General features: G+C 41.5%; 19 protein-coding genes. 14 read left to right on the plus strand and 5 right to left on the minus strand.

Annotation, left to right across the window (positions count from 1 at the left end):
• Nucleotides 1-2: 2 nt before the first annotated feature.
• The 6 genes from NRI27_RS05155 to NRI27_RS05180 all read left to right on the plus strand — a co-directional run bounded on the left by NRI27_RS05155 (nt 3) and on the right by NRI27_RS05180 (nt 6,144).
• Nucleotides 3-980, plus strand: coding sequence for an alpha-ketoacid dehydrogenase subunit beta (locus tag NRI27_RS05155; protein ID WP_317941791.1), 978 nt, complete (start codon nt 3-5; stop codon nt 978-980).
• A 39-nt stretch (nt 981-1,019) separates the two neighbouring features.
• Entirely contained in the window at nt 1,020-2,360 is a 1,341-nt protein-coding gene (locus NRI27_RS05160) for a dihydrolipoamide acetyltransferase family protein (RefSeq protein WP_371389824.1), read from the plus strand.
• Nucleotides 2,361-2,364: 4 nt separating this feature from the next.
• Nucleotides 2,365-3,777, plus strand: a complete 1,413-nt coding sequence (gene lpdA / locus NRI27_RS05165) for a dihydrolipoyl dehydrogenase (RefSeq protein WP_317941789.1) — start codon at nt 2,365-2,367, stop codon at nt 3,775-3,777.
• Nucleotides 3,778-4,000: 223 nt separating this feature from the next.
• Entirely contained in the window at nt 4,001-4,864 is an 864-nt protein-coding gene (locus NRI27_RS05170) for a polysaccharide deacetylase family protein (RefSeq protein ID WP_371389825.1), read from the plus strand.
• Nucleotides 4,865-4,896: 32 nt separating this feature from the next.
• The gene (locus NRI27_RS05175) at nt 4,897-5,853 is read left to right on the plus strand and encodes an NAD(P)H-dependent flavin oxidoreductase (RefSeq protein WP_317941787.1); all 957 of its coding nucleotides are present in this window, start codon (nt 4,897-4,899) and stop codon (nt 5,851-5,853) included.
• Nucleotides 5,854-5,871: 18 nt separating this feature from the next.
• Nucleotides 5,872-6,144 carry a UPF0223 family protein gene (locus NRI27_RS05180; RefSeq protein WP_317941786.1) on the plus strand — a complete coding sequence of 91 codons (273 nt, stop codon included), beginning with the start codon at nt 5,872-5,874 and terminating at the stop codon, nt 6,142-6,144.
• A 62-nt stretch (nt 6,145-6,206) separates the two neighbouring features.
• Here the strand turns inward: NRI27_RS05180 and NRI27_RS05185 are convergent, their stop codons facing one another.
• Nucleotides 6,207-6,839 carry a YktB family protein gene (locus NRI27_RS05185; protein ID WP_317941785.1) on the minus strand — a complete coding sequence of 211 codons (633 nt, stop codon included), beginning with the start codon at nt 6,837-6,839 and terminating at the stop codon, nt 6,207-6,209.
• Nucleotides 6,840-6,996: 157 nt separating this feature from the next.
• Here NRI27_RS05185 and NRI27_RS05190 point away from each other — a divergent pair, with 157 nt between their 5' ends.
• Together NRI27_RS05190 and NRI27_RS05195 are read left to right on the plus strand one after the other, a co-directional pair.
• Nucleotides 6,997-7,194, plus strand: a complete 198-nt coding sequence (locus NRI27_RS05190; protein WP_317941784.1) for a hypothetical protein — start codon at nt 6,997-6,999, stop codon at nt 7,192-7,194.
• Between the two features lie 135 nt (nt 7,195-7,329).
• Nucleotides 7,330-8,121 carry an inositol monophosphatase family protein gene (locus NRI27_RS05195; protein WP_317941783.1) on the plus strand — a complete coding sequence of 264 codons (792 nt, stop codon included), beginning with the start codon at nt 7,330-7,332 and terminating at the stop codon, nt 8,119-8,121.
• 41 nt (nt 8,122-8,162) lie between these two features.
• Here the strand turns inward: NRI27_RS05195 and NRI27_RS05200 are convergent, their stop codons facing one another.
• Complete coding sequence (locus tag NRI27_RS05200) at nt 8,163-8,348, minus strand: YlaF family protein (RefSeq protein WP_317941782.1); 186 nt, start codon at nt 8,346-8,348, stop codon at nt 8,163-8,165.
• Between the two features lie 96 nt (nt 8,349-8,444).
• Here NRI27_RS05200 and typA point away from each other — a divergent pair, with 96 nt between their 5' ends.
• Entirely contained in the window at nt 8,445-10,286 is a 1,842-nt protein-coding gene (gene typA, locus NRI27_RS05205; protein WP_317941781.1) for a translational GTPase TypA, read from the plus strand.
• 66 nt (nt 10,287-10,352) lie between these two features.
• Nucleotides 10,353-10,685, plus strand: coding sequence for a YlaH-like family protein (locus tag NRI27_RS05210; RefSeq protein WP_317941780.1), 333 nt, complete (start codon nt 10,353-10,355; stop codon nt 10,683-10,685).
• Nucleotides 10,686-10,715: 30 nt separating this feature from the next.
• Here NRI27_RS05210 and NRI27_RS05215 read toward each other — a convergent pair whose 3' ends face one another.
• Nucleotides 10,716-10,919, minus strand: a complete 204-nt coding sequence (locus tag NRI27_RS05215; protein ID WP_317941779.1) for a YlaI family protein — start codon at nt 10,917-10,919, stop codon at nt 10,716-10,718.
• Nucleotides 10,920-10,951: 32 nt separating this feature from the next.
• The gene (locus NRI27_RS05220) at nt 10,952-11,452 is read right to left on the minus strand and encodes a peptidyl-prolyl cis-trans isomerase (protein ID WP_317941778.1); all 501 of its coding nucleotides are present in this window, start codon (nt 11,450-11,452) and stop codon (nt 10,952-10,954) included.
• A 191-nt stretch (nt 11,453-11,643) separates the two neighbouring features.
• Between NRI27_RS05220 and NRI27_RS05225 the strand changes: the two genes are divergently transcribed.
• The 3 genes from NRI27_RS05225 to pyc all read left to right on the plus strand — a co-directional run bounded on the left by NRI27_RS05225 (nt 11,644) and on the right by pyc (nt 16,615).
• Nucleotides 11,644-11,925 carry an Fpa/YlaN family protein gene (locus NRI27_RS05225; protein WP_317941777.1) on the plus strand — a complete coding sequence of 94 codons (282 nt, stop codon included), beginning with the start codon at nt 11,644-11,646 and terminating at the stop codon, nt 11,923-11,925.
• Between the two features lie 61 nt (nt 11,926-11,986).
• On the plus strand, nt 11,987-13,153 hold the full coding sequence (locus NRI27_RS05230) for an FtsW/RodA/SpoVE family cell cycle protein (protein ID WP_371389826.1): 1,167 nt from the start codon (nt 11,987-11,989) through the stop codon (nt 13,151-13,153).
• Between the two features lie 24 nt (nt 13,154-13,177).
• Entirely contained in the window at nt 13,178-16,615 is a 3,438-nt protein-coding gene (gene pyc / locus NRI27_RS05235) for a pyruvate carboxylase (RefSeq protein WP_371390057.1), read from the plus strand.
• 45 nt (nt 16,616-16,660) lie between these two features.
• Here pyc and NRI27_RS05240 read toward each other — a convergent pair whose 3' ends face one another.
• The gene (locus NRI27_RS05240; RefSeq protein WP_317941775.1) at nt 16,661-17,569 is read right to left on the minus strand and encodes a COX15/CtaA family protein; all 909 of its coding nucleotides are present in this window, start codon (nt 17,567-17,569) and stop codon (nt 16,661-16,663) included.
• Between the two features lie 465 nt (nt 17,570-18,034).
• Here NRI27_RS05240 and cyoE point away from each other — a divergent pair, with 465 nt between their 5' ends.
• The gene (cyoE, locus tag NRI27_RS05245) at nt 18,035-18,952 is read left to right on the plus strand and encodes a heme o synthase (protein ID WP_371389827.1); all 918 of its coding nucleotides are present in this window, start codon (nt 18,035-18,037) and stop codon (nt 18,950-18,952) included.
• The last annotated feature ends 39 nt before the right edge of the window (nt 18,953-18,991 follow it).

Consider the following 18,991-nt stretch of genomic DNA (forward strand, 5'->3'; position numbering starts at 1 on the left):
CGATGGCACAAATGACGATGATTCAAGCGATTACCGATGCAATGCGCACGGAGCTTAAAAATGATGAAAACGTCCTCGTCTTCGGTGAAGACGTTGGCGCAAACGGTGGTGTGTTCCGCGCTACTGAAGGTCTACAAAAAGAATTTGGTGTAGATCGAGTATTCGATACACCATTAGCTGAATCAGGTATTGGTGGGTTAGCGATCGGTCTATCATTGACTGGATTCCGACCTGTTATGGAAATTCAGTTCTTTGGCTTCCTCTATGAAGTGATTGACTCCATTAGTGGTCAGTTGGCTCGTCAATCTTTCCGTAGCGGCGGACATTATAATGCTCCTGTAACAATCCGTTCTCCATTTGGTGGGGGTGTTGCGACGCCTGAAATGCATGCTGATAGTTTCGAAGGGCTTGTTGCTTCTCAACCTGGGTTGAAAGTGGTCATTCCTTCAACACCTTACGATGCAAAAGGATTGCTAATTTCGGCAATTAAAGATGAGAATCCAGTAGTTTTCTTGGAGCATATGAAATTGTATCGTTCATTCAGACAAGAAGTGCCTGAAGAGGAATATACGATTCCACTTGGTAAGGCGGATGTGAAGCGTGAAGGTACAGACCTATCAATTATCACATACGGTGCGATGGTACACGAAAGTTTGAAAGCTGCTGAAGCACTTGAAAAAGACGGCTATTCTGTTGAAGTTGTCGATTTACGTACTATTCAACCATTGGATATTGAGACGATTATCGGTTCTGTTGAAAAAACAAATCGCGCAATCGTTGTGCAAGAAGCACAAAAACAAGCGGGTATTGCTGCAAACGTCGTATCTGAAATTACAGAGCGTGCGATTTTAAGTTTGGAAGCACCTGTTTTACGTGTAGCGGCGCCTGATACAGTATATCCGTTCGCGCAAGGGGAAAACGCGTGGTTGCCAAATGCAAACGATATTATTGAAACAGCTAAAAAAGTACTGACATTCTAATACAGAGTCTTGCTCTGACAAAAAGAAAGGGTGAATCTTGTGGCATATGAATTCCGTTTGCCAGATATCGGAGAAGGGATTCACGAAGGTGAAGTTGTAAAGTGGTTTGTTGCCAAAGGCGATAAAATCAATGAAGACGACACGCTTCTTGAAATTCAAAACGATAAAGCAGTGGTGGAAATCCCATCCCCTGTTACAGGCACAGTAGAAGAAATCCTTGTGGGAGAAGGTAAAGTGGCGGTAGTAGGCGATGTCCTCATCCGTTTCGATGCACCAGGATACGAAAGCCATTCTGACTCTGAGGAAGGTGCAGAGAAAACTGAAGAACAAGTGCAATCTTCAGCTGAGGCTGGCCAAGAACTCGATAAGAAACAACAGGAGAAAGAACAATCCGAGACAAAGCAATCCTCTGCTAACACGAAAGAGTCAGTTGTATCAAAAACAACTCGGGTAATTGCGATGCCATCCGTCCGTAAGTTTGCACGTGAAAACGATGTTGACATTCATGAGGTGGAAGGAACAGGCAAGAACGGCCGTGTGTTAAAAGAAGATGTTGAAGCGTTCGTGAATGGTGATCAAAAGCCGGCAACGTCAACTTCTTCAACTGAACAAGTTGCGCGTGCAGAAGAAGCAGCACCTAAGACAGAGTCGGCTGCTCCTGTACAACTTGAAGGCGATTTCCCTGAAACACGTGAGAAGATGTCTGGTATTCGAAAAGCGATTGCAAAAGCAATGGTGAATTCAAAACATACTGCACCACACGTGACATTGTTAGATGAAATTGATGTAACGGATCTTGTCGCACATCGTAAAAAGTTCAAAGAAATCGCTGCTGAAAAGGATATCAAGCTGACGTATCTTCCATACGTTGTCAAAGCGCTTGTTTCCACATTGCGTGAGTTCCCACAATTAAATACATCTCTTGACGATGAAAAAGAGGAAATCATCCAGAAGCATTATTACAACATCGGTATTGCAGCTGATACGGACCGCGGATTACTCGTACCTGTTATTAAACACGCGGATCGAAAATCTGTATTTGCGATTTCTGAAGAGATTAATACATTAGCAGTGAAAGCGCGCGATGGTAAATTAAGCCCTGCAGAAATGAAGGGTGCATCATGTTCCATCACGAATATTGGCTCTGCAGGTGGCCAATGGTTCACGCCGATTATTAACCATCCAGAAGTTGCGATTTTAGGAATCGGCCGTATCTCTGAAAAACCGGTCGTAAAAAATGGTGAAATTGTAGCTGCACCTATGTTAGCATTATCATTGGTATTCGATCATCGAGTAATTGATGGTGCTACAGGTCAACAAGCATTGAACCATCTTAAGAAATTGCTCGGTAATCCAGAACTTTTATTAATGGAGGCGTAAGCAAATGGTAGTAGGAGACTTTCCGATTGAAGTGGACACACTCGTTGTAGGTTCAGGCCCCGGAGGATATGTAGCAGCAATTCGGGCTGCACAGTTGGGTCAGAAAGTAACAATCGTTGAAAAAGACACACTAGGTGGCGTATGTCTGAACGTAGGTTGTATCCCTTCCAAAGCATTGATTTCAGTAGGACACCGTTACGCATCCGCGAAGGATTCTGACGATATGGGAATTACAGCAACCGATGTGAAATTGGATTTTTCGAAAGCTCAAGCTTTTAAAGATGGTGTGGTCAAGAAATTGACTGGTGGCGTAGAAGGCTTATTAAAAGGCAATAAAGTTGATATTGTTAAAGGTGAAGCGTATTTCGTCGATGCGAATACGGTGAAAGTTATGGATGAAAAGTCTTCTCAAACATACAAGTTTAACAATGCAATTATTGCAACAGGTTCACGTCCAGTAGAAATTCCATCTTTCAAGTACTCTAAACGTGTTATCAATTCTACAGGTGCTCTGAATTTAGAAGAAGTTCCTGGACATTTAGTTGTCATCGGTGGTGGTTACATCGGAACTGAGCTAGGTTCTGCGTATGCAAATCTAGGTTCCAAAGTAACGATTATCGAAGGAGCAGATGATATTCTTGCTGGCTTTGAAAAGCAAATGACGCAAATCGTTAAAAAAGGATTGAAGAAAAAAGGTGTCGATGTAGTAGTGAAAGCTTCTGCAAAAGGCGTTGAAGAATCCGATAACGGTGTTGTTGTCACTTACGAAGCAAAAGGTGAAGAGCAAAAAGTTGAAGCGGATTATGTACTTGTTACAGTTGGTCGCCGTCCGAATACGGATGAAATTGGTCTAGAAGGTCTAGGTGTTAAGTTCCTTGATCGTGGGTTGATTGATGTGGATAAACAATGCCGTACAAGTGTATCAAACATCTTTGCGATCGGTGATATCGTATCTGGTCCACAACTTGCGCATAAAGCATCTTATGAAGCGAAAGTGGCTGCAGAAGCAATTTCTGGAGAAAAATCAGAAGTGGATTATTTGGCAATCCCAGCTGTATGTTTCACGGATCCAGAACTTGCAACTGTTGGTTTAAACGAACAGCAGGCAAAAGATGAAGGTTTTGATGTCGTAGCAGGCAAATTCCCGTTTGCAGCAAACGGCCGTGCGCTTGCATTAAATGCGACAGATGGCTTTGTAAAGCTTGTCTCTCGTAAAGAAGATGGATTGCTGTTAGGTGCACAAATTGTCGGTGAAAACGCGTCTGACATGATTGCTGAACTAGGTTTGGCAATCGAGGCAGGTATGACACTTGAGGATATCGCTATGACAATCCATGCGCATCCAACATTAGGCGAAATTTCAATGGAAGCTGCTGAAGTTGCGCTAGGTAAACCCGTTCATATGATTACAAAATAATAGGTTTGAAAAAGAGGCGTCCGGAGATGATTATCCCGGACGTCTTTTATGTAGCTCGTAGATTTGTGAAGACTTTATGTGTATTACTAGAAATCGTTTTGCAATGTAACGAACTCTTGTTGTGCAATTACTTTCCAAGTAATATGCTTTCGTTTGTTTGATACGTCTATTGGGTACATGTTAGTATGAATTTACTCAGCTAGAGAAAGAGGAGATGGGATTTATGAAATTGAAAGTAGTATACATAATGTTCGTGCTTTTGTTTGTACTCGCTGCTTGCAGCGCTCAAAGTGAAACGGATGAGCAAGCAGACAATGGACAGGAAGTACAGCAAGACAATTCCGTTGATGAGGAACAAGCTGGAGATGAAGCTAGCAAAGTGGATGAGGACCAGGCGAGTGAGACAGATGACGAAGTGAAAGAAGGAGCAGAATTAGAACCTCCGGCAGAACCTCTGTATAAAATTAATCCGACAAACTATTCAATTGAACCAATCAGTGAGGCAGATCCGAAAGTTGTGTTGTTGACAATTGATGATGCACCGGACAAGCGTGCGCTAGACATGGCGAAGACATTGAAGAGGTTGGATGCACCTGCCATCTTCTTTGTAAACGGGCATTTCATTGAGACTGATGAAAAAAGAGCAATCCTTAAAGAAATCTATGAGATGGGCTTTGTAATTGGCAACCATACGAAAACCCATGCGAATTTGAAGTCACTTACGGAAGAGGAGCAACGTGAGGAAATACTATCAGTTAGCAATACTGTAGAGGAAGTAACTGGAGAACGGCCGAAGTTTTTCCGTGCGCCATTTGGGGTGAATACAGATTTCAGCAGGTCACTTGCTGAACAAGAAGGGATGCAATTGATGAATTGGTCGTATGGCTACGATTTTGTAAAAGAGTACATGACGAAAGAGAAAATTGCAGATATTATGGTGAACACTGAACTGTTGAGCAATGGTTCGAACTTATTAATGCATGATAGGGAATGGACGGCTGATGCATTAGAAGAAATTGTGAATGGTTTGCGAGAAAAAGGATATGAATTTGTCGATCCGAAGTCTATCCAAGGATATGCAGATTAATTCATTAAATGATTGAATGGGGGAATGGGGTTATGGAATGGAACACAAAAATAACTGAACTGCTTGGGATTAAGTATCCGATCATTCAGGGTGGTTTGGCGTATCTTGCATATGCAGAGTTGGCTGCAGCGGTTTCTGAAGCAGGAGGATTAGGGCAAATCACTGCAATGAGCTTACCGTCTCCGGATGCTTTGCGTATGGAAATTCGCAAAGTAAAGGCGCTGACAACAAAGCCTTTTGGTGTGAATTTTGCAATTGGACAACATGGTAGACCATATGAACATCTATTGGACGTGGCGTTAGAGGAGAAGGTTGAAGTGTTGTCTGTGACAGGGGGAAATCCTGCGCCATTCTTTGACTATGTGAAAAATGCATCCGTCAAAAAGCTAGTACTTGTGGCTTCAAAGAGGCAAGCGGTAAAAGCTGAATCACTTGGAGCGGACGCAGTCATGGTTGTTGGCCAAGAAGGTGGAGGGCATTTAGGTAGGGACGATGTTGGCACGATAGTTCTTGTGCCGCAAGTCGTTGATGCTGTTAACATTCCAGTCATTGCTTCAGGTGGGATTGGGGATGGACGTGGTTGGATGGCTGCTCATGCACTTGGAGCTGAAGGAATTGAGATGGGTACAAGATTCATCGCTACAAAGGAGTGTGTTCATGCTTCAAAAGCGTACCAAGATGCTTTACTCAAAGCAGACGAGACAAGTACAGTGGTTATTAAGCGATCGCTTGGAGCACCTGCACGAGCATTAGCAGGTGTTTGGACTGAAAAGATTCTCTCTATGGAATTAGAGCATGCGGATTATGCCCAACTTAAGAACTTTATTAGTGGAGAGGCAAATAGACGATTCATACATGAAGGAAGTTCAAAAGAAGGATTTGGGTGGTCAGGTCAAGTAGCTGGAATGATTACGGATGTCCCGTCAGTCGAAGATTTATTTAAGCGGATGGTGAATGAAGCAGAAAGCATTCGTCGAAAATGGTTGTAAGAGAGGTGTAGGTGAAAGATGGAGTATAATTATCCGATTCGTCATGATTGGTCGACTGAAGAGATTATAGATGTCGTCGCATTCTTTCAAGCGGTAGAGAAGGCGTATGAAACAAAAATTGAACGAAAGCAGTTTATGGAAGCGTACCGCGCATTCAAGAATGTAGTTCCTTCAATGGCCGAGGAAAAGACATTATGTAAGGAATTTGAAGAGGCAAGTGGATTTGTTTGCTATCGAATCGTGAAAAATGCAAAGGATGCATCGGACGGTGACATGATTCAAGCGAGGTAGTGAGTAAAATAGGTGGAAGGTGGACGTAACGTGATCCACCTTCCATTTTCTATTGTGCATTCTTATTTTAGTTTTGCAGTCATAATATCGTATAGAGGTAGAAGATCATGAATGGTCTTCTCAGCCATACGAAAGAATTCCTCTTCTGTAAAGCCCGTCGCTATTTCTCTTGAGAAATGCCTTCCAAGGACAAGCTCGGCTTTCTTGACAGTTTTTAAACGCTCCAACATCCCTTCAAGTTCCTCACGATCCATGTTAGCGAGTATTGTTGCATCAGGCTTCATATGATCACCGGAAATTACGTACTGGTCAGGCAAAGACGTGAGCATGTCCAGGTTAGTGGTGAGGCGTTCTGAAATTCCTTTTTTGTCTGGATTTTCATAAATGACTGCTAAGATGATAAATAGGTGTGTTTCCCATAGGCCTACTTGAAAATGTGGTAACGCCTTATATCCACGTTTCGCAGGAGCAAAAGCAACCCAACTGTCTTTTGGAGGATTAACCGTCCTTCGTGCGTGTTTTGCAATGTGGGGGAAAAACTCACCCTTGCCGTGAGCAGACAAGTAGCTGGCAAGACGTTCGCCAATAACGGCAAACTTTGGCTGTATAGTCTGTTGCAAAGCGTCCATCCTATTTTCTAATCCATCAATCGTGAATACATCAAAATCTTTTGAATCCCAAAATCGTTCTTTCAATTCAATCCCTCATTTCATTCTATACGTTTATCGTAACAGAAAATGGGGAACAATTTAATACAAGAAGGCTTATAACTAACCAAAGCGGAACTAGCCGCATACGTTAGAAGTAAGTAAATGCATCGTTGAACGATATTCTAATAAAGGGGTGTTACGTATGAAACAGGTCGTCCATATTATCCGAAAAGCGGAAATTGAAAAAGAGTATGTGAAGTTGCTTCAACTTGAATTGGATTATGAGTTAGCAACGTTATATGATGCCATGCAACAGGATGATGAAAAACAAATTGATAAAAGTAAAGTAAGACTCACGGAAATCCATAGTGAGCTGGAGACATTCAATGCTTTTGCATAAACAAGCACTACTGTTCCATTATTTGCTCCTCTACTGACCTCTCGCAATACAGGGGGGACAGTGTGAGGGGCATTTTGTTTGTCGTAAAGTATTTGTGTTATACTTAGATAATACGCAAGTAGTTGGGGTGATGGAATGAATTGGGGAACAATCGATAAATATGCAAAATCATTGATTAAGGAAGCAGGTCACAAAATCCGTATGTCCTTCTTTTCTTCGATTGATATTGATTCGAAAGCGGATGCGAACGATTTGGTGACGAACATTGACCGACAAATTGAACAGTTTTTCATTCAACGGATTCAGCGAGACTTTCCTGGGCACCGGATTTTAGGGGAAGAAGGTTTTGGCGACGAAATCACCGCCCTAGATGGTGTCGTTTGGATGCTTGATCCGATTGACGGTACGATGAATTTTATTCATCAGAAAAGAAATTTTGCAATTTCACTTGGTATCTATGCAGATGGAATCGGTATGTTAGGTTATATTTATGATGTGATGAATGACGATTTTTATCACGCGGCTTTAGGCGAAGGTGCGTATTATAATGATGAAAAACTGCCGATTCTTGAGAACACACCGCTCGAAAATGCGATAATTGGCGTTAACGCAAGTTGGGTCGCTCCCAATCGTCGGATTGAAAACGAACCGATAGCGAAAATGGTACATACATGCAGAGGGACACGGTCATACGGTTCGGCTGCGATTGAATTAGCTTATGTTTCATCCGGTAGAATTGATGCATACATGTCACTGCGCCTGTCCCCATGGGATATAGCAGGAGGGATGGTGATTGCTCAAGAAGTTGGAGCAATTGCAACAAATATGCTGGGGGATAAGCCTGAATTACTTGGACAAGATACGTTTCTTGTTGCGAAACCAGGCTTACATGAAACGATTTTAAGCAACTACATTCGTTTGAAATAAAAAAAGGGGACTGCTAAACGCATGCAGTCTCCTTTTGCAAATTATAGTAAGCCTTTTTCGCGCATCTTCTTTTTCGTTTTAAAGCCGTTCCCCATTACGAAAATAAGTGCTAGCATAGCAATGAGGGCAACGGGAATACTACGCATGGCAACAGCAATTCCAATACCACACATCGCTAAAACTGCCGCAATAGAATAGATGACAAAAACCCATTTGATATTCTTCAAAATGTAACCTCTTTCGAAATAAATGTTTTTTTATACTGTTCCCATGTGCTATAATAACACAGTTAATCATCTGATAAAAGATAACGGAGTGAAAAAATGACAAACACACGTAGCGATTTACGAAATATAGCAATTATTGCCCACGTTGACCACGGAAAAACAACATTAGTCGATCAACTATTGAAACAATCAGGTATTTTCCGTTCTAATGAACATGTGGAAGAACGTGCAATGGATTCTAATGATCTTGAACGTGAACGAGGTATTACAATTTTAGCAAAGAACACGGGTATCGAGTATAAAGGTACAAAAATCAACATCCTTGATACACCAGGACACGCTGATTTCGGTGGAGAAGTGGAACGGATCTTACGAATGGTCGATGGTGTTATCCTTGTCGTCGACTCCTTTGAGGGATGTATGCCGCAAACACGTTTCGTGCTGAAAAAAGCATTGGAAACGAATTTGAAACCGATTGTTGTTGTAAATAAAATTGACCGTGAATTTGGCCGCCCCGAAGAAGTAGTTGACGAAGTACTCGAGTTGTTCATCGAGTTGGATGCGAATGACGAACAATTGGAATTCCCAGTCGTATACGCATCGGGCTTTAATGGTACTGCGAGTCTTTCACCAAACCCTGCTGATCAGGAAGAGACATTGGAAGTATTGTTTGATTCCATTATTGAAAATATTCCTGCTCCTATCGACAATCGTGAAGAACCTCTTCAATTCCAAGTATCGTTGTTGGATTACAATGACTACGTAGGACGTATTGGAATTGGTCGGGTATTCCGCGGTACGATGAAGGTAGGTCAGCAAGTTACAGTGCTCAAACGGGATGGTTCGACAAAGAACTATCGTGTAACAAAAATGTATGGATTTTTAGGGTTGAAACGAATTGAAATTCAAGAAGCTTATGCAGGAGATTTGATTGCCGTATCCGGTATGGAAAACATCGACGTCGGTGAAACGGTTTGTCCTGTTGATCACCTTGAAGCGCTACCGGAATTGCATATTGATGAGCCGACATTACAAATGACGTTCCTCGTCAATAACAGTCCTTTTGCTGGTAAGGAAGGTAAATGGGTAACGGCACGGAAAATTGAGGAGCGTCTTGAACAGCAATTGCAAACGGACGTTTCATTACGTGTCGATCCGACAGATTCTCCGGATGCATGGGTCGTATCTGGTCGTGGTGAGCTTCATTTATCGATCTTAATCGAAAATATGCGTCGTGAAGGTTACGAACTTCAAGTTTCCAAACCTGAAGTAATTATCCGTACAATTGATGGAGTAAGATCTGAGCCGGTTGAACGTGTGCAGATTGATATTCCTGAAGAATATACAGGTGCAATCATTGAGTCAATCGGTGAGCGTAAAGGTGAAATGCTCGACATGATTAACAATGGTAACGGTCAAGTTCGATTAATATTCCTTGTACCTGCACGTGGACTTATCGGGTATTCGACAGATTTCTTAACGTTGACGCGCGGATATGGTATCATTAATCATACGTTCGATTCTTACAAACCGGTCGCGCCAGGTAAAGTCGGTGGACGTCGCCACGGTGTGCTTGTCTCAATGGAAACGGGTACGGTTACTGCATACAGTGTCATGCAATTAGAAGACAGAGGCGTCATGTTTGTGGAAGCAGGAACTGATATTTATGCAGGTATGGTCGTTGGTGAGAATACACGTGACAATGACTTGACAATCAATTTGACAAAAGTGAAACACGCTACAAACGTACGGTCAGCGACAAAAGACCAAACGGTGTCGACGAAGAAACCTAGAATTCTTTCGTTAGAAGAAGCGTTGCAATACTTGGGTGACGATGAATACTGTGAAGTGACACCTACTTCCATCCGCTTACGTAAAAAGATTCTTGATAAGAACGAACGTGAACGTGTACAAAAGAAGAAAAAACTTGGTGAATGATGTAACTCATTAATGCTGTAAAATACAAATGCGTAAGATCGCTTTATTCAGAAGGGAATGTGCTATATGAATGGTACTATCGGGGATGCAGAAACAATCGAAGCGATGTCTCCTGTAGTTCGGATGATTTATGAATTGACTTCTTCATCCGTTACAGGAATCTTGCTGTTCGCGGTCATTTTCATCCTTTCGGCCATTGTATATAAGTTAGGATTCGCTAGGAAGATAAAGTTATGGCAGAATGTTGTCGTCTATAGTTTCCTTTTTGCTGGATGCATCATGTTGACGTTTTTTGCGATTTTCCTTCCGATTGTGGAAGGACTTCTAGTTGCAGCGCTCATATTGATTATTTACAGAGTTCGAAGGATGAATGAACACAAAGAAAACTCCGCTGTATAATGGCGGAGTTTTTTCTTTGTGATTTATGCTTTAAAATTCGTTTTCTGCAGGATGCGAACTGCGGTGAAATGAAAATTTTCCGGTCGACAGACGAGAATGGGTTTGTTCCGAAATGCGTTCATTGCAGTTGTCGCACATATACGTATTAATCGGGTGATTCCTTAACTTTTTCGCGAGTGGATGATCATCGGGGAGTTTCCCGATTTCGTCACAAAGTACACACTTTACACGCAAATGACCAACTCCTTCTATTTGTCAAAAAATGCTCAGTGGATCGTAATCTCTTTAACATTGCGAATAGGCTTTTCCTGATTTGAGCCATCCATGAAAAGCACATGTACGGGGCCATCATCGGTCAAAGGTTTTCCATCTTGACTAAATTTAAACAATAAATTTTTCGCTTCGGAAACAGGGAAACTATACTCTTCATCTTCTCCTGTTGAAAAAGTGATTGTGGTTGCATCTTCATTCGGTACTGCATTCTTTATGAAATGTTCAAGTTGTATGCCGAATGTGCCGGTCACCATTTTCTTTCTATCAAATTTTTTTTCTGTCTTCAATGTTGGAGGGAATGTTGCGCCTTCCATGATTTCTCTGGACCAATGTTTGCCCATTTCTTGCTTATATTCTTCATCTTCATCTTTTAAGGTCAGACCTTCAATGAAAAAAGATTGTAAGTCGATTTTTCGATCATCAAAAATCCAAACAGTTGGATCTAATGTTATAGAATGTTGTACGTTCCCTTTGATCGGAATAATTCGTTCCAATTTAATAGCCTCCTACAAACAAATATGTATCTTCTTCATTGTTATCTAGTATACCTCTTTGAAGGAAAAGTGAAAAGGTATTGAATTGACACTTGCAAATGAAGGGAAACACTTGCAATTTAGCTGCTCAAAAGATACAATTTATTCATAATCACCATAGTGGAATAAAAGGTGAATGGGGGCGTCCTCATATGGATATTGAACTACAAGAAACGTATCAAGAAAAAGCACTCTTGCAATTACAAGCCGATGCAGACAAAATTGCACAACTCATAAAAGTACAAATGGATCATTTAACGATGCCTCAATGTCCGTTATACGAGGAAGTGTTGGATACACAAATGTATGGATTATCGAGGGAAATCGATTTTGCTGTGAAGCTTGGCTTGATTGATCGAGCAAAAGGAAAAGAAATTCTTTCCTTGCTTGAAAAAGAGATGAATGTCTTGCATGAGCTATATACAGAAAAATAAACGAAGAACTCAAACTCATTAACGGTTTGAGTTTTTTATTTACTAAGAAGAGGTAATGACAATGGCAAACTACTTTAGAAAAATGATAAGGAATTTTGATTATCCGTTATTCCTTGTTTATGTAGGACTGTGTCTTTTTGGATTGGTCATGATTTATAGTGCCAGTATGGTCGTGGCGGTCAATCGTTATGACTATCCACCCGACTATTTTTATAAGCGACAATTGACCAACTTGGTCATATCCTTTCCGGTTTTCCTAGCCGCGGCTTTTTTTCCTTTCCAAAATTATAAACGGAAAAATTTAATGGTATTATCTATTGTTGTTATGTTTACGTTATTGGTTCTCGTTCATTTCATCGGATTTGGTGGCGACGTTGGCTCGCAAAGCTGGATCAGATTACCGAAATTAGGGAGTATTCAGCCTTCGGAAGTAGCGAAGATTGTAATCATTATTTACTTTTCTAGTGTCTTTGCTAAGAAATATGAAGCCGGAACGCTCGACTCAATAAACAAATCAATTGGACCACCCGTGCTGATTCTTATGTTTGCGGTATTGTCCATTATGAATGAAACAGATATTGGGACATCACTCATCATTATTGCAACAGCAATTGCGGTAATTGCTGCAAGTGGAATAAAAGTAAGGACATTCATGAAGTTGAGTGGAATCTTGGCAGCTGCAATGGTCCCGATTGCGCTAATTCTCTATTTTGGTTGGGATTCGATTATGAATGAGAGTAGACAAGGCCGTATTTTAGCATTTTTAAATCCTTTTGATTATTTACAAGGATCCGGCTACCAGATTGCTAACGGTTATATCGCAATTGGAGCAGGTGGTGTACAAGGGTTAGGACTAGGGAACTCAATTCAAAAAATGGGGTATCTGCCTGAACCGCAAACGGATGTAATCATGGCGATTATTTCTGAGGAGTTAGGCATTTTTGGAACAATTATTGTTATAGGTGGTTTAGGCTTCATCGTCTTACGTGCACTATCCATTGCAATGCGAACAAAAGACCCGCAAGCTCGTATGTTGGCAGCTGGGATTGGAAGTGTTATTGGAATTCAAACTTTTGTCAATCTTGGGGGATTAACGGGTCTTCTCCCGCTCACAGGTGTGCCTTTGCCGTTTATTAGCTATGGCGGAACCTCTCTTATTCTGTTATCTTTATCTTTAGGAATATTGATGAATGTGTCAATGTTCACAAAATACCAAAAGAATAAGTAGATAAGGAGTGCATTAATGGTGGAAATGGGTCGTATTAAGAAAATTCTCGTGGCAAACCGCGGTGAAATTGCAATACGTATTTTTCGTGCATGTACTGAACTTAAGATTCCTACGGTCGGTATTTATTCAGCAGAAGATAGAGGTTCTTTCCACCGTTATAAAGCAGATGAGTCCTATCTCGTCGGTGAAGGGAAAAAACCGATAGATGCCTATTTGGATATTGAGGGAATCATTTCAATCGCCAAGGCGAGTGGTGCAAATGCGGTTCATCCAGGTTATGGATTTTTAGCGGAAAATGAGCAATTTGCTCGTAGGTTGGAAGAGGAAGGAATTATATTCATCGGTCCTACATCCAAACACCTTGACATGTTTGGTGATAAAGTCAAGGCGAGGCAGCAAGCGATCGACGCAGGGCTACCTGTCATTCCTGGCTCTGACGGACCAGTAAAGTCCGTTGAGGATGTGTCTGCGTTTGGTGAGACATATGGTTATCCAATTATCATTAAAGCTTCTTTAGGAGGCGGAGGAAGAGGGATGCGTATTGTCCACTCCTCTGACGAAGTGCTAGAGGCGTATGAACGAGCAAGATCTGAAGCGAAATCAGCTTTCGGTTCGGATGAAGTATATGTTGAAAAATACATTAACAAACCGAAGCATATTGAAGTGCAAATCCTAGGTGATACATACGGGAATGTCATTCATTTGTATGAACGGGACTGTTCCATTCAAAGACGTCACCAAAAAGTGGTGGAAATCGCGCCATCCATTTCACTAAATGAACATTTACGAAATGAGATATGCGAAGCTGCGGTTGCGTTAGCAAGGAATATTTCATACACAAATGCAGGAACGGTTGAATTCCTAGTTGCTGACGGAAAGTTTTATTTCATCGAGGTGAATCCTCGTATTCAAGTTGAACATACAATCACCGAGATGGTAACAGGGGTTGACATCGTACATGCGCAGATCCATATTGCAAATGGTGGTAATCTGCATGAAGGGGAAGCTGCAATTCCGTCGCAAAAAGAAATTCCGTTATTTGGGTATGCAATCCAGTCGAGGGTGACAACTGAAGACCCGTTGAATGATTTCATGCCGGATACAGGTAAACTAATGGTCTATCGATCAGGAGGAGGTTTCGGTGTCCGTCTAGATGCCGGAAATGGCTTCCAAGGAGCTGTCATTACGCCTTATTACGATTCGTTGCTTGTTAAAGTATCGACGTGGGGCACTTCATTTAGAGATGCAGCTGCAAAAATGGATCGAAATTTGCAGGAATTTCGTATTCGTGGTATTAAAACAAACATTCCGTTCCTAGAAAATGTCGTTCGCCATGAAAGTTTTTTAACAGGTAATTATGATACCGGTTTCATAGACACGACACCAGAACTTTTTGAGTTTCCAGTTAAAAAAGACAGAGGAACGAAAATACTGAACTATCTAGGTAATGTCACGGTAAATGGTTTTCCGGGTATCGGGAAACAAGCTAAGCCTGTTTTCCATCCTGCGAGAAAGCCTGAAGTAGACTTGCTAACACCGCCTCCAGCTGGAACGAAACAAATTCTTGATGAAAAAGGTGCCGACGGATTAATCCAATGGATAAAAGCACAGGATGATGTCCTTTTGACAGACACAACATTCAGGGATGCTCACCAATCACTACTAGCAACGAGGGTTCGTACATCAGATCTATCAAATATTGCTTCGGAATCGGCAAGACTTATGCCGAACCTCTTTTCATATGAAATGTGGGGAGGGGCAACATTTGACGTAGCTTACCGTTTTTTAAAGGAAGATCCTTGGGAAAGATTGTTGAAATTACGTGAACAAATACCAAATGTATTGTTCCAAATGCTGTTCAGAGGGGCGAATGCAGTTGGGTATTCAAACTATCCTGACAATGTCATTCGGGAGTTTGTCAAAACATCAGCAGAAAATGGTATAGATGTATTCCGGATCTTTGATAGTTTGAACTGGATCAAAGGAATGGAAGTGGCAATCGATGCAACCCGTCAAGCAGGTAAAGTTGCTGAAGCGGCCCTCTGTTATACGGGAGACATTTTAGATCCTTCTAGGGATAAATATACAGTAGAGTACTACAAAAAGATGGCGAAAGAGCTGGAAGCAACTGGTGCCCATATATTGGCGATCAAAGACATGGCTGGTCTGTTAAAGCCAGAAGCTGCGTATCGACTCATTTCAGAACTGAAAGCAACGGTCGACATTCCGATTCACCTTCATACCCATGATACGAGTGGAAATGGCATATACATGTATGCAAAAGCTATCGAAGCAGGAGTCGACATTGTCGATACTGCACTTGGAGCGATGGCGGGATTGACTTCGCAACCTTCCGCTAGTTCTTTGTATTACGCTTTGGAAAATGGCAAACGCCAAGTCCGTTCCGATGTTTCATCGTTGGAATCACTGTCTCATTATTGGGAGGATGTCAGAAAGTACTATCAGCATTTTGAAAGTGGCATGAATAGCCCGCATTCGGAAATCTATGTTCATGAAATGCCAGGTGGCCAATATTCGAATTTGCAACAGCAAGCAAAAGCAGTAGGTCTCGGAGAGCGATGGGAAGAAGTCAAATCGATGTATTCCAGAGTTAACATGCTCTTTGGTGACGTTGTGAAAGTGACGCCTTCCTCCAAAGTCGTTGGTGATATGGCGTTGTTTATGGTTCAAAACGAATTGGATGAGCAATCCGTGATCACACGCGGCGAGACAATTGATTTTCCTGAATCGGTCATTGAGTTTTTTGAAGGGTATATTGGTCAACCATACGGTGGTTTTCCAAAGGAAATACAACAAGTGATTCTGAAAGGACGTCAACCGATTACTGTTCGTCCTGGTGAATTACTGGAGGATGTTGACTTTACAGTGCTCCTTCAGAAGACCGAGCAATTACTTGGTGAACCTTCGACGATGAAAGATGCATTAGCGTATGCGCTGTATCCGAAAGTCTTTGAAGAATATGCAACAATGAAAAAGGCATTCGGCAACATTTCTGTCATTAATACACCTGAGTTCCTATTCGGTATGCGCTTAGGCCAAGAGATTGAAGTTGAAATCGAAAAAGGTAAAACACTTATCGTAAAACTCGTGTCGATTGGAGAACCACAATCGGACGGAACGCGTATCATTTACTTTGAATTGAATGGACAACCTCGAGAAGTACTAATTCAAGACATGAGCGTTGAAACCGATGTTGTTCGAAAGCAAAAAGCTGACCCGGCAAATGATTCACATATTGCAGCAACAATGCCAGGAACTGTGCTCAAGGTTGTTGTCTCTAAAGGTGCTAAAGTAAAGAGGGGAGAACACTTACTCATTACAGAAGCAATGAAAATGGAAACGACGATACAAGCCCCGTTTGATGGAGTTGTAAAAGAAATATACGTGCAAGCGGGTGAAGGGATTTCAACAGGAGATTTACTCATCGAGATTGAACATTAAGAACAAAAGAAGCATTCGACATATTGGTTGTCGAATGCTTCTTCCTTATTTTTTGTTGCTTCTCGAAACGAGTAATACCATATACGTCAACAAACCGAATAAGAGCGTAACAAATAACGAATGTAAAAGAGCTAAGTAAAGATTTAAACGAGTTATGATCACAGCGCCACCAGCTAGTACTTGCAAGCAGACCAAGATGAAGGCGATAATCCAACCCCAATAAATGACACGTTGATTCTTATAATGTTTGATAGCATGATAGGCAATGATTCCAAGCCAAATGAAAATAATTGCAGCTGCAGTTCTGTGACTCATCTGCACCCATTCCCAGAAGTTCGCTGGTAAAGAAAAGTCGCCATTTCTGCACATCGGCCAATCTGTGCAACTTAGTTCAGATTCGGTATGACGAACGAGGGCCCCAGAGTAAACAACAACATACGAATAAATTGTTACACCGATAGTATGGAACTTCATTGTCTTGCCGATTTTAAGTTTATCGGCATCATACTTTTGGTCGACTTCAAAGATGAGCAATGTCAACAACAACACTGAAGCGAATGAAATAAGGGAAATCCCGAAGTGCAGTGCTAGGATGAAGTCTCCTTGTCCCCATAAAACTTGGGCTGCTCCAATGAGTGCTTGTAGAATAAGAAAGAACAACGCTAGAAAAGCCAGTAATTTTGTTTCTCGAATATGGCCAATTGCTTTCCAAGACCATACAGCAAGGACGACAATTAAGATGCCAACTGAACCAGTAACGAGACGATGGGAAAATTCGATAAGCACTTCTGGTGTTATTTCATCCGGTATCAACTGCCCGTTACAGCCTGGCCAGTGGCGACCACAACCCATTCCACTATCGGTTTTCGTAACGAGTGCTCCACCTAGTAAAATTAGAAGCATACCAATTGTCGACGCAACACCGAACCATTTAAGGTATTTATTATAGCGCAAGAATGACACCTACTTTTATGAATGATGTGTTAAAGAAGGTTGGTGGCCATGAACAATCAAAGACATCCCTTCTTTGGTAGTTGGTTTAAAATAAACGTGTAACAGTGTAGAAAAGATATTTCCTATTAATATTTGATTTGGTTCGACATTGTTAATTCATAGCGATAAACGCTCGGTAAAAGATCTCTGCCTTGTTGATGATAGCGAAGAAATGACAAAAAAACAACGGATTTAGGTATAAAATGATTTTTTGTACAGTTATTTCACAAATTGTTCATAAAAAAGACCCTTTAACTTCACAAAAGACCTAGGGAAATGATTTACTATAGATAGGGCATAGCTATACAAATAGTTTGTATACTTTCTGTTTCGGGCAAAATTCGTGATATGTATAGAAATTAGTGACGAATTTCGATATAGTAAAGTATAGCGGCCTTTGCCGACAACTCTGAAAGGAGGGTACATATGTCAAACGGTCGAGCGATAACTTCATCCGGTTCATCGGATATGGCTTCGACTTCTCTTGTTAAGGATTTCCTGGCACTTATAAAAATTGGAATCGTTAATTCGAATTTGATTACTACTTTTACCGGACTATTCCTCGCGTTTCAATTTACTGGAACAAGTTTTATCCAGAATCTTGATTTGTTACTGTATGGGTTAGTTGGGACAGGTTTAATCATAGCGGGTTCTGCAGCCTTGAATAACTTGATTGATCGGGATATTGATCCAATTATGGCAAGGACAAAGTCACGCCCAACGGTAACTGGAAGATTTAAAGCACCGGCTGTCTTGTCTCTGGCGCTCACTTTCATTGTAATAGGCGAACTTTTACTCTTAGCAGCGTCACCAGCCGCTGCCATGTGGGGACTTGCCGGCGTGTTCAGCTATGTTGTACTCTATTCAATGTGGTCTAAACGCAAGCATGTAAGCAATACGATTGTTGGTAGCCTATCAGGCGCAATCCCTCCACTAATCGGATGGGCAGCTGTCGAACCATCACTCAGTATTAGTGCATGGGCGTTGTTCTTCATTATGTTTGCTTGGCAGCCACCACATTTCTATGCGCTCGCAATGCGAAGAACGAAAGAGTATGGTGCAGCGGGTATTCCAATGCTCCCAGTTGTCAAAGGATTTGCCAGGACAAAGAAGTCCATTTTAGGATGGGTGCTGTTGTTGTTCCCTTTACCATTCCTTCTATCTGGTTTAGGAATCGGTTTCCTACTACTTGGAACGGCATTGAATATTGGATGGCTTTATTTATCATTAAAAGGATTCAAGACGAAGGATGATCTGAAGTGGGCAACGACTATGTTCATCTATTCCTTGAACTATATGACAATTCTTTTTGTTGCAATGATTATTTTTTCAATATTCATCTAGTAAGTGGAATTCTTTCTTTTGACAGGAATTCATCATAGA

The sequence above is a fragment of the Sporosarcina sp. OR05 genome (assembly GCF_041414805.1).
Classification (GTDB): domain Bacteria; phylum Bacillota; class Bacilli; order Bacillales_A; family Planococcaceae; genus Sporosarcina; species Sporosarcina saromensis.

Excerpts from the sequence above, each read along its gene's own strand:
- NRI27_RS05155 (WP_317941791.1), top strand. The coding sequence starts at position 3 with ATGGCACAAATGACGATGATTCAAGCGATTACCGATGCAATGCGCACG.
- lpdA (WP_317941789.1), top strand. The coding sequence starts at position 2,365 with ATGGTAGTAGGAGACTTTCCGATTGAAGTGGACACACTCGTTGTAGGT.
- NRI27_RS05170 (WP_371389825.1), top strand. The coding sequence starts at position 4,001 with ATGAAATTGAAAGTAGTATACATAATGTTCGTGCTTTTGTTTGTACTC.
- NRI27_RS05175 (WP_317941787.1), top strand. The coding sequence starts at position 4,897 with ATGGAATGGAACACAAAAATAACTGAACTGCTTGGGATTAAGTATCCG.
- NRI27_RS05180 (WP_317941786.1), top strand. The coding sequence starts at position 5,872 with ATGGAGTATAATTATCCGATTCGTCATGATTGGTCGACTGAAGAGATT.
- NRI27_RS05190 (WP_317941784.1), top strand. The coding sequence starts at position 6,997 with ATGAAACAGGTCGTCCATATTATCCGAAAAGCGGAAATTGAAAAAGAG.
- NRI27_RS05195 (WP_317941783.1), top strand. The coding sequence starts at position 7,330 with ATGAATTGGGGAACAATCGATAAATATGCAAAATCATTGATTAAGGAA.
- typA (WP_317941781.1), top strand. The coding sequence starts at position 8,445 with ATGACAAACACACGTAGCGATTTACGAAATATAGCAATTATTGCCCAC.
- NRI27_RS05210 (WP_317941780.1), top strand. The coding sequence starts at position 10,353 with ATGAATGGTACTATCGGGGATGCAGAAACAATCGAAGCGATGTCTCCT.
- NRI27_RS05225 (WP_317941777.1), top strand. The coding sequence starts at position 11,644 with ATGGATATTGAACTACAAGAAACGTATCAAGAAAAAGCACTCTTGCAA.
- NRI27_RS05230 (WP_371389826.1), top strand. The coding sequence starts at position 11,987 with ATGGCAAACTACTTTAGAAAAATGATAAGGAATTTTGATTATCCGTTA.
- pyc (WP_371390057.1), top strand. The coding sequence starts at position 13,178 with ATGGGTCGTATTAAGAAAATTCTCGTGGCAAACCGCGGTGAAATTGCA.
- cyoE (WP_371389827.1), top strand. The coding sequence starts at position 18,035 with ATGTCAAACGGTCGAGCGATAACTTCATCCGGTTCATCGGATATGGCT.